Raw genomic sequence first — 11,052 nt, forward strand, 5'->3', positions numbered from 1 at the left:
AAGACCACTGGGCAGTCGCGAGCTTCCGGCGATCAAGTGCCGGGCGGGTATGGTGACCTCTTTCAAATAGCTCCAATGGATTGGTCCGGCTACGGTTTAACTGAGCCGGAAGAGACCACTGTCGAGAGAATCCAGAATCTGGTTGAGTTTGTGGAAAGAAAGGGGATCTACCCAGGTCTCCAGATCGGCCTGATCGTCTACAGGCTAAGGCCAGCATTACGATGCCCGTTCGATTGGAGAGTCTGGCATCCGCACGATGGCCGGAAACATGACGAGTCGCAGGTTATGTATCAGTTCGACTACTTCCACACGTCACCGGCAGGACAAGACGCGAGCGTCGGACATCTGACACTTGAGCTCACTTTCATTGGTTGCGGTCAACAAGGGCTGTTAGAGACGGGGGGAGAGATCGAGCTCGGTGTCGGATCGTACTCGGGGATATCCGCCAAGGAAGGTTTTTTTGAGGTGGAGTTGATCTCTATGAAGTTGTCCGAAATCCCAGGCGATGCTTTGACCATGGAGGCCGCTTCAGCATTTGCGGAAGCATTCCCTTATGTTCTGGGATTGGAAGAAGTCGGGTTGGGGCTAGGAGATCATTTTGGGAAAGGGGCAGAACTCGTCAATCTCGATGAAGCTGAGCGTTTGGAACGGGCGGCTCGGAAGACGTTGGCTCTGATGCGAACCAAGACCCCTCTGGAGTACGACTTCGGATTCGGAAGAGTTGCGGTTTTTTGGGGCGGCGGTTCAATTGGGGAAGGTTGGTCCCCGTGGACCAAAGACGACTCAATCAGGGTAAATTGGTATGGGCACTAAAAGCCATTTGGTAGCATCCGCCTTGTTTGCGGTTCAATCTGTCCTAGCGCCACCGGCTTTCGCCAGTGTCGAATACCTGCTCCAAGCCTGGGGCAACCTCGACACCTACTGTCTGGGAACTACTCCGACCACCGAAGAGCAGAGGGAAGCCCAGAGGACTGCCTGTGGGGGGCGCAGCGACGTGCAAGAGGCTCTGGATTTGCTTGGTTGGTGTTATGGTCGTCAAGGCGAGGCAGGTGCCGAGATGGCGTGGCACCAATGTGACGACACTAGTTTGCGTTGACGCTGCCTAACCACGGGATCAGGCCCGAAGGCCAACCCTGCCCCCGACTTCTCTCCAACCACTCCTTCGTACGCGCCAGGCGTCGGGACTGTCGAATACGACGCGACCCTGGATCGAATGAGGATGCTCGCTTCCTTGGGCTGGAAGATTCCAGCGTTGTCGGGGCGCAAGACGGGGCGGAACAACGGGGCACGGACGGCGCGCGAGGCAGCATAGTATTCGCTGGCCGCTGACAACCAAAAAACAGGTCCGAGGTATTGGCGGGACTCCTGGTAAGGGGCCCAGCCTCCACCCCCCTTGGACAACCACCCCCTGGGTCAACCACACGACGGGACGGGCGGGGGCAATGACAACCCCGCAGATCTGGCAGGCCGACTTGAAGGAAATTCGGATGGGGGCGTGGGCGTCGTGATAGCGCCCGTTGTTCCGAGCATCAGCCCAGCACTGCGACTCCAGTTCGTAAGCCAGGCAGCGCAAGCGTCACGAATTGCCCAGCAGGCTCGAATGTGAACCACCTGCGAACCATGGGGAACGCCATGGTTTGCAGAGATTCTGCTAACTATTTGAGATAGTTGGCTCCGGCGGTAGGGGCCGGAGACCCATTTCTAAGCTGCTGAACTCAAACGGGAAATCAATTCCGACTCCCTTGCGACTCCGCAGTGTGACAACGCTTGTTACGTACACTGTGCCAGTTGGCAAGGGAATTCCAGAGGGTGGAACCACAGGTTGTAGGGTGGCGAGTTATAGCTTCCTGTCCGTTTCATACGAGTGAACCTGGAATGTCTTTGACCTGCCCGACTCCCCTGTTCCTGCTTCTGGTGGAGGGGACGTGTTTTGATTGTATAGCGGAGACAAAGTGGCCATCGGTGACCATTGCGGCCGAGGTCCGTGTTCTCGATTCTGAACGCAAGAACCGGGCGCTCCCGGCGCACGACTGCGTTCTGGATCCCGGCGTCTACAATCTGCTGCGCAAGTGCAGGCGGCGCAATCACCGCTACCACCGTCAAGGCGGCGGCGAGGATAGATCGCGGAAGCTTCATCTTTGACACCTATTGTCAGTTTTTGCGGCACGCGGCCGGGGCTTCCGCCAACCCGCTTGCCGAATGGTTCGCATTCAGATCACTTCCTTGACGAAGTACATGTAGCTCTCCACTGGCCGTCCACGGCCTCGCTCACCAGCCCGCCGGTCTCCGTCGAATATGGCTGGTTCATGTGGATGTCCCAGACATCGGATTCCTTGCGCCAGTGCTCGTAGAAGAAAAGCCTGCTGGAGCCCCGTTCCACGGCTTAGTGGTCGAACAGGAGGTTAAAGGCAGGCGGCTCGCCCATCGTGCTGCACGTGGCGATCCGGAGGCAGTACAGAATGCTCTTGTGAACCGTCTTGATCGCTTTGTCGGTGTCCCATGGGGAGGCGTGTATGGGCCCAGGGGTGGCCCGTTCAATGCCGGCGTGTGATTCGAAATCCCACCGGTTGCTGCGTCACACAAGCGGATCTGATCACGGGGTGTGGGCTAATTGTATTTAAATTCAATAACATAAATTGGATCTGTTGGGTTTTTTCAATGTATGCACTATTGCGTGTGCAGTTTGGCGTGGCGACTGCGTTCTCGATGGTCAACGGAAGTCCGTCTGGTAGTTTTGTGTTGCGTGGGTGCAAATAACTTGCCTATATGAAATCGTCGAGGCGGCGCAGGGAGGCGTGGCTGTCGAGTTCCGGCAATCGAGCCGGGCAGCTTTACCGCGACCCTGTTCGTCGCATCCGAAAACGGGAGGTTTCTCACCATGAAGAAAATCTTTGGCGCCCTGGCGGCGACCGCAGTGCTCATGACGTCCGCAGCCTGGGCTGAAGACATCAAGATCGGTCTTTCGGTCGATCAGCTGTTCGAAAGCCGCGTGGCCGTGAACAATGGCATCAAGGCGGAAGCTGGTGATCGCGGCTACGAGGTCGTCGAGGTGGTCGCGGATGGCGACGCCCAGCAGCAGAACGCCCAGATCCAGTCCCTGATCACGCAGGAAGTTGACGCGATCCTCGTCTGTGCCGTCGATCAGAACACGATCGAACGCGCACTCATGGCGGCGAAGAAGGCCGGGATTCCGGTTGTGGCCTATGACCGGGACCTGCCCGACAGCCGCGTCGTTCAGGCCTTTGTCGGCCCCGACTCGATCTGGGATGGCCGGCTCGCCGGTGAACACACAGCAGAGGCGCTCAAGGGTGTCGACGGCGAAATCGCCATCGTCGAACTGATCGGCGCGCTCAATGATCAGAACGGAATCGACCGCTCCAAGGGGTTCCGCGAAGGCATCGCCAGCCTTGAAAACGTCAAGCTGATCGAAGTGCCAACCGACTGGGATTCCGCGCGGGCTCTTTCCGGTACCCAGAACGCCTTCCAGGCCAACCCCGACATCAAGGCCGTGTTTGCTGCGACCGACACCCACATTCCTGGTGTCGAAACCGTCCTGGCAGATCTCGGCAAGATCGTCCCTGTTGGGGAAGACGGCCATGTGGTCGTGACCGGTGTGAATGGTTCCAACGATGGGTACCAGGCGGTGGTCAAGGGTGTTGCCGACGGCTTTGTCGTGATGGGTACGGAAGCCACCGGTCGCAAGGCAGTGGCGCTGGTCGCCGATATCCTCGATGGCAAGGAGGTCGAGCGGACCAATGTGATCCCGGGCGATTTCTACACCGGCGCCGACGCCGAAGCGAACAAGGCCAAGATCTGGGGCGCCAAATAGGCGACCCTTCAAGACAATGAGCGCGTCGGAGGTCCGGCGCGCTCCATCGCGACCAATCCGGGGCAGCTTCAGGCAATGATGAAATCCACACTGGCATCCCTCAAGACCTATCCCGCGATCCCTATCATCGCGGCCCTGGCGGTCGCATTCTCTCTGTTTTCTCCCTACTTCATGACATCGGGAAACATCGAAGCCATGCTTGGCGCCAATGCGGTCGTCCTGATCGCGGCAATCGGCATGACCTTCGTTTTCCTGATCGGCGGGATCGATCTTTCGATCTCGACCGTCATATCGGTTTCCGCCGTCGTCGCCGGCATTGTCATGGCCCAGACGAACAGCGTTCCCCTCGGACTGGTGACAGCGGTTGCCGTCGGCATGGTGTTCGGTGCCGTCAACGGCATCCTCATCGGGTATTTCAAGCTGACACCGTTCATCACCACCATGGCGACGCAGCTCATTGCCCGCGGGATCGCCTTTGTGCTCAGCCAGGGTATCGCGGTAAAGGGCACGCCGTTCTGGGTGCTCGATTTCGGTTTCATGTCCTGGATGGGCATCCCGGCCGTCACCATCGTCGGTCTGGTCCTGGTGCTTGTCTCGGTGTTTGCCCTCGGCAAGACGACCTGGGGGCGCCAGGTGATGCTGGTCGGCTCCAACCCGAACTCGGCGCGCTACGCGGGGATCAACGTCTCCTTCATCGAGTTCAGCGTCTACCTGGTGGCGGGTGGGCTGGCCGGGGTCGCCGGCTTCATTTCGATCGCCAATCTCGGCAACGCCATTCCCGGCGTCGGTGACACCTTGCTGTTGATCATCATCGGCGCCGTTGTTCTCGGTGGCACGGCAATGACCGGTGGGGAGGGCTCCATCGAGCGCACTGTCCTCGGTGTGATGTTGCTGGCGATCCTCACCAACGGGCTGAACCTTGTCGGAATTCCCTTCTACGACCAGCTCATCATTCAAGGCATCCTGATCTTCTTCGGGACCTGGCTGGCGATGAAGTTCAGTGGACAGAGGGCAGTATGATGATGATGAACCGAGCCGCCGACACCATTGCGGCCACGGACGCCAAGCCTGTCCTCTCGGTCCGCAACCTTTCCAAGGCTTTCGCGGGCAAGACGGTCGTGGATGACGTTTCCTTCGATATCCATCCCGGAGAGGTGATCGGTCTCGTCGGAGAAAACGGCGCGGGCAAGTCGACAACCAAGAACATGCTCTGCGGGCTGTTACAGCCAAGCAACGGCGAGATCCTGGTCGAGGGCGAGGTCGTGCCGCATATCGACGGGCCGGCCCACGGGATATCTGCGGTGCACCAGGAACTTTCGCTTTTCGGCTCGCTCACTGTGGCCGAGAACATGTGCATCAGCGATCTGCCGGGCAAGCCGGCGCGGGTCGACTGGCACGAGGCCGACAGGATCGCGCGAGAGCAACTGGAGTTCCTCGGAATCGAGATCGACACGCAGGCGACCATCGAGAGCCTCGGCTCCGGGCGTCAGCAAGTGGTCGAGATCGCCAAGGCGCTGCTTCATGCCGACCGGGTCCTCATTCTCGACGAACCGACGACCTCGCTGACCGCGGTTGAGCGCGAGAAGCTCTTCGCCATTATCGACACGCTGAAAGCACGTGGCGTGGCGATCATTTTCATCTCCCACTTCATGGAGGAGATCTACCGCGTCTGCGACAAGTTCATCGTGCTCAGGGACGGCAAGCAGGTCGGCGGCGGCTACCTTTCCGACGTTCCGCAGCGCCAACTCGAAGAGATGATGGTCGGACGCACGATCGAGGATTCGAAGATCGATCTCCATCCGCCAAGCGAGGTGGAAGCGCTGCGGGTCCAGGGGCTGTCCGCTATCGATTTCGACGGCATCGACTTCACCGTTCACAAAGGCGAGATTCTCGGGATTTCCGGCCTGATGGGGGCGGGGCGAACCGAGATCGCCGAGGCGATTTTCGGCCTGCGCGCGGCAACGGGCGATGTCTTCGTGAAGGGAGAGAAGGTCTCGCCCATAACGGTCAAGGCGATGAAGGCGCGCGGCGTCTGCTATGTGCCCGAGGACCGCCGCACCAACGGGTTGTTCCTCAATCGCCCGGTGCGGGAGAACCTCTCTGCCGCAGCCATACTCAACTTCGTGACGCGCAGCCTGAGGGGGATCGGGTTCAGGGGGGAGAAGACGCGTGCATCGGACGTGGTCCGGGAACGAGACATCTCCGTGCCCTCCATCGAAAATCACGTGAGCGACCTGTCGGGCGGCAACCAGCAGAAAGTGCTTCTTGGCCGCTGGCTCTCGATGGCGCCCGAGATCCTCATTTTCGACGAGCCGACCAAGGGTGTCGATATTGGAGCCAAGTTCGACATCCATGCAACGATTGCCGAGCTGGCGCGGGCGGGCAGGGCGGTTGTCATCGTCTCGTCTGACCTGCCGGAACTGCTGCACACCACGCACCGGCTGCTCGTCATGCGAAAGGGGCATATCGTGGGTGAGTTCCAGCGCGAGGCCTATGACTCGGTCAAGATCATCTCGCTGGCCGCGAGTGCCGGGAACGGGAGCAACGGCAATGCCTGATGCAATTCGCAGAGTGTTCGCACGGCAGAAATGGATGGCAATTGCCGTCGCGACCATCGTGCTGGCCGGCATCCTGACGGCGGTCTCCCCGGTCTTCCTGACCCTCTCCAACTTGCAATCTATCCTGGTGCAGAGTTCCGTCACCGCGATCATGGCCATCGGCATGACCTTCATCATCCTGACGGCGGGTATCGACATTTCGGTCGGTGCGATCCTGTTCTTCACCTCGGCGCTCTTTGCCCAGTTGATGATCGATACGGAGAGCTACCTGATCGCTTTTTCGGCCGCGATGACCTGCGCGACGGGTCTCGGGGCGCTCAACGGTGTTCTTGTGGTGAAGTTTCGGATCTCGCCTCTGATCACGACGCTGGCGACCTATTCGATCTATCGTGGCGCGGCGATCCACCTGACGGGCGCCCAGAACATCCCGGTTCCGCGCGAAATGGGCTTTCTCGGCAATGGAAAGATCTTCTCGATCCCGGTGCCGATCCTGATCCTGATCGCGGTCTTCGTCATCGGTGACTATGCGTTCACCCGCACCCGTTTCGGCGTCTACACCCGTGCCATCGGCAACTCGGCGCGGTCTGCGACGGAATCCAACCTGCCGGTGAACCGGGTCACCATTGCGGTCTACGCGGCCTCGGGGTTTGTCACGGGCATCGCCGCGCTGATCCTTCTGGCCCGGGTCGGCGGGCTGCAATCGGGGATCGGCATCGGCATCGAGTTCACGGTGATTGCGGCAGTCATCCTCGGGGGAACGAAGCTCACGGGCGGATCGGGCACGGTCACCGGCTCTGTCATTGGCGCGGTATTCCTTGTCCTGATCGACAATGGCCTGAACCTGATGAACGCGTCGCCTTACATCTACGACATCGTGCGCGGCTCGGTCCTTCTCGCCGCCGTCGCCGTCGACCGTATCTCCGCCGTGCGCCAGCAAAAGGCCGTCGAGGCGGCGCGTGCGGCACGCATTCAGGGGGCTGCCATTCCCGGCTGAGCCCCGGACTATCGAACAGGGACGCTGCGGCGTCGCGACCATGCCTTGGGAGGATCAGGATGGAATATTACCGCTGCTTCATCGACAACGAGTGGGTCGACAGCGCGTCCGGAAAGCGCTTTTCGGTCGAAGACCCGTCCAATGGTGAGCTCTGGGCCGAAATGCCCGACTGTGGAGCGCAAGACGCCCAGGCCGCCCTCGAAAGCTCTTACAAGGCGCAGAAGACCTGGGCGCTCCTGCCCGCGCAGACCCGCGCCGAATACCTCTACAAGCTCTGCGACGCCCTCAAGGCAGAGAAGGAGCGTTTCGCCCACCTGCTTGTGCGCGAGCAAGGCAAGACCTTGGCCGAGGCCGGCTTCGAGGTTGACGACACGATCCGCTACATGGCCTACGCTGCCGAAGCGGCGCGTCGGTTGCGTGGCGATATCTTCCCGTCGGATCAGCCCAACGAGCAGCTTTTCATCTATCGTGTCCCCTATGGTGTGACCATCGGGCTCTGCGCTTACAATTACCCGCTGGCGCTGATCGGACGGAAACTTGGTCCGGCGCTTGCCACGGGCAACACGATGATCCTCAAGCCGAACGAGGTGACGCCGGTCACGGCGTCTGAGTTCTGCAAGCTCGTGCTCAAGGCGGGCATTCCGGCTGGCGTGGTCAACATGCTGAGCGGCACCGGCATCGAGATGGCCTCGAAGCTGGTGACCTCCCCCATTACGCGTCTTGTCTCGATGACCGGTTCAACGCCGGGCGGGCAGGCGATTGCGAAATCCGCGTCGGAGAATCTCGCGGCGCTGGTGCTGGAGCTCGGCGGCAACGCCCCCTTCGTGGTGTTGAAAGACGCCGATATCGACAAGGCTGCCGAAGCTGCCTCCATCGCCCGCTACGCCAATTGCGGCCAGGTCTGCATCTGTGCCGAAGCTGTCCTGGTCGAGGAAGAGGTGGCCGATGAGTTCACCGAGAAGGTGATGGCGCATGCTGCCAAGGTGAAGCCCGGCAACCCGATGGCCAATGCCGGAATGGGACCGATGACCACCGCCGCAGCCCGTGACCGCACCGAGCGGCTGGTCGCCGACTCCGTTGCCAGTGGTGCTGAAATTGCGCTTGGCGGCAATCGCCCCCAGGGGGCGGAGTTCGAGACCGGCAACTGGTACGAGCCGACGGTTCTGCTCAATGCCAGGCCGGAGACGCCCTGCGTCGCGCAGGAAACCTTCGGACCGGTCCTGCCGATCGTGCGCGTGGGCGACTACGAGGAAGCGCTCTCGATTGCCAATTCCCGCCCCGATGGCCTCTCGGCCTATTTGTGGACGCAGAACCCGTCGATCCAGCAGGACGCGATCCAGCGCATGGAGACCGGCACGATCTTCATGAACCAGGGGATCATCGGATACATCCAGGGCTATCACAGCGGTCACAAGCTTTCGGGCCTGGGCGGCGAGGATGGGGTGCATGGCATCGACTGCTTCCTGCAGAAACGCACGGTCTACATGAAATACTGACCCTCCGGGGCCGGTAGGCGCGCGAGCGGTCGGTCCGTCCGCGCCACTCAAGAAACGCAACCTGGGAGACGAGCAATGAGACGCATCGCATTTGCGGCTGCGATGACCCTTGCCATGACTGGAGGAACGGCGATGGCTGGAGAAACCTTTATCCTGAAATATGGCGACGGCGGAGTGCTGACGCCCGAGGCGCAAGCCGCCGTGGAAATGCAGGCCATCGAGGGGATGAACTTCTCCTATGGCGTTTTCACCGAACTGCCGGATGCTGGCGTCACCTTTGCCCGTGGCGTTGTGCCTGCCGGCAAGGAGGTGCCTGCTCATGCAGGGCCGAACCTCTACGCGGTTTATGTCGAATCCGGCACCGGCCAGCTCACGCTCTTCAACGAGGCGCAGGAGCCGACTGGCACGATGCCTTACGCCACCGGCACGCTCCTGATCTTTCCTCCCAACGCACAGCATGGCTGGATCGTGGAGAGCGACGAGGATTTCGTCTGGTTCGGAATAGATCTGCCCGGAAAACAGGAATAGGCGATCAACGCCTCTTCCGGAACTGCACAGGAGGCCTCGCAATGGGCCTCGATACCCAAATCAAGGAGTGGTCATGCTTGGCGACAGTTTTGTTCTGAAATCGGGAGAAGGCGGGGTCCTGATCCCGGAGAAACAGCCCTCCGACTATCTGGAACCCTACGAGGCATTGAATTTCACCTTTGGGGTGTGTGCCGAGATCGAGGAGGTCGGGGCGAAATGTGGCCGCGGGATCGTCCCGCCCGGGGCGGAAGTCCCGGTTCATGCGGGCGATTTCCACACCGCGCTTTTCGTGGTCTCGGGCAGGGGGCATCTCGTGCTCTATGACCTGGCGGGAGAACGGACCGGACAGGTCCCCTTCGAGGCCGGGACACTGGTCGTCTTTCCGCCCGGCGCGCGGCACGGCTGGATCAACGAGAGCGACGAGGATTTTGTCTGGTTCGGCGTGGATTTCTACGGCGCGCCGGCCTGATGCAATCAGGGCCGCATCAACCTGGGAGGCAGGAATGAACATCATCGAAGCAGTGGAGGTCCGGCTTTTCGATGTGCCGCTGGACGAGGTGCTGACAGACGCCAAACATGGTGATCACACCCATTTCGAGCTGGTCACTGCGACGGTGCGGCTTGCCGATGGTACCGAGGGCACCGGCTATACCTATACCGGTGGCAAGGGCGGGCGCGCTGTCGTGGCAATGATCGAACATGACCTCGCACCGTTCCTGCTGGGCAAGGCGGCCGAACCGATCGATGCGCTTCACGATGCGATGCAATGGCATGTGCATTACGTCGCGCGCGGCGGTATTGCCTCCTTTGCCATCTCCGCCATCGATATCGCCCTGTGGGATCTGCGCTGCAAGGCGGCTGGTGCGCCACTCTGGAAGGTTGCCGGAGGTGCTACGGATCGCTGCAAGGCCTATTGCGGCGGGATCGATCTGAACTTCCCGCTCCCCAAGCTGCTGGACTCGATCCGCGGCTACCTGGACGCTGGATTCAACGGTGTGAAGATCAAGATCGGCCAGCCGAACCTCGAGGAGGATGTGCAGCGCATCCGGGCGGTGCGGGAGCTGATCGGTCCGCAGACCGCTTTCATGGTCGATGCCAACTACTCGATGGGCGTCGATCAGGCGATTGAGGCGGCGAAGGCATTCGAGCCGTTCGGTCTTCTCTGGTTCGAGGAGCCGACGATCCCGGACGATTACAAGGGGTTTGACCGCATTGCGCGCGAGACGAACATGCCGCTGGCAATGGGGGAAAACCTGCATACGATCCACGAGTTCGAATATGCCTTCGAGGATGCGAGCCTGAGCTTTGTGCAGCCGGATGCCAGCAATTGCGGAGGCGTCACAGGCTGGCTGCGCGTGGCCGAGCTGAGCCGGACGGCCGGTATTCCCGTGTGTAGCCACGGCATGCAGGAGCTTCATGTGAGCCTCGTTTCCTCGCAGGCCCACGGAGGCTGGCTCGAGGTGCATTCCTTCCCGATCGACCGCTACACAACCCGGCCGCTCGTGATCGAGGACCACATGGCCGTGGCCCCGAACCTGCCGGGTATCGGGGTGACATTCGATTGGGACAAGCTGGAAGCGGCGCACCGGTCCATGCACGGCTGAGACCTGCGGTCGCCCCCCGTCACGCCGGATCAGAGAAGCGGGG

General features: G+C 60.8%; 9 protein-coding genes. All 9 read left to right on the plus strand.

Features of this window, described 5'->3' with window-relative positions; translation table 11 throughout:
- Positions 1-813, plus strand: an 813-nt coding sequence (locus tag R3X27_RS24875; RefSeq protein ID WP_317711610.1) for a hypothetical protein, incomplete at its 5' end; no start/stop codon positions are given.
- 2,065 nt (positions 814-2,878) lie between these two features.
- Positions 2,879-3,829: a sugar ABC transporter substrate-binding protein gene (locus tag R3X27_RS24880; RefSeq protein WP_317711611.1), complete on the plus strand. Its 951-nt coding sequence runs from the start codon at positions 2,879-2,881 to the stop codon at positions 3,827-3,829.
- Between the two features lie 75 nt (positions 3,830-3,904).
- The gene (locus tag R3X27_RS24885; protein WP_317711612.1) at positions 3,905-4,849 is read left to right on the plus strand and encodes an ABC transporter permease; all 945 of its coding nucleotides are present in this window, start codon (positions 3,905-3,907) and stop codon (positions 4,847-4,849) included.
- Complete coding sequence (locus R3X27_RS24890; RefSeq protein ID WP_317711613.1) at positions 4,846-6,387, plus strand: sugar ABC transporter ATP-binding protein; 1,542 nt, start codon at positions 4,846-4,848, stop codon at positions 6,385-6,387. The genes R3X27_RS24885 and R3X27_RS24890 overlap by 4 nt, the downstream gene beginning before the upstream one ends.
- Positions 6,388-6,421: 34 nt before the next feature.
- A complete protein-coding gene (locus R3X27_RS24895; protein ID WP_317711614.1) occupies positions 6,422-7,381 on the plus strand; it encodes an ABC transporter permease in 960 nt (319 codons plus the stop codon).
- Between the two features lie 59 nt (positions 7,382-7,440).
- A complete protein-coding gene (locus R3X27_RS24900) occupies positions 7,441-8,877 on the plus strand; it encodes an aldehyde dehydrogenase family protein (RefSeq protein WP_317711615.1) in 1,437 nt (478 codons plus the stop codon).
- 75 nt (positions 8,878-8,952) lie between these two features.
- Entirely contained in the window at positions 8,953-9,405 is a 453-nt protein-coding gene (locus tag R3X27_RS24905) for a cupin domain-containing protein (RefSeq protein WP_317711616.1), read from the plus strand.
- Positions 9,406-9,478: 73 nt separating this feature from the next.
- Positions 9,479-9,874, plus strand: a complete 396-nt coding sequence (locus R3X27_RS24910) for a cupin domain-containing protein (protein WP_317711617.1) — start codon at positions 9,479-9,481, stop codon at positions 9,872-9,874.
- Positions 9,875-9,908: 34 nt separating this feature from the next.
- Positions 9,909-11,009: a mandelate racemase/muconate lactonizing enzyme family protein gene (locus R3X27_RS24915; protein WP_317711618.1), complete on the plus strand. Its 1,101-nt coding sequence runs from the start codon at positions 9,909-9,911 to the stop codon at positions 11,007-11,009.
- Positions 11,010-11,052 lie beyond the last annotated feature (43 nt).

Origin of the sequence: Tropicimonas sp. TH_r6 (assembly GCF_033101155.1) — a bacterium.
In the GTDB taxonomy this organism is placed as follows: domain Bacteria; phylum Pseudomonadota; class Alphaproteobacteria; order Rhodobacterales; family Rhodobacteraceae; genus Tropicimonas.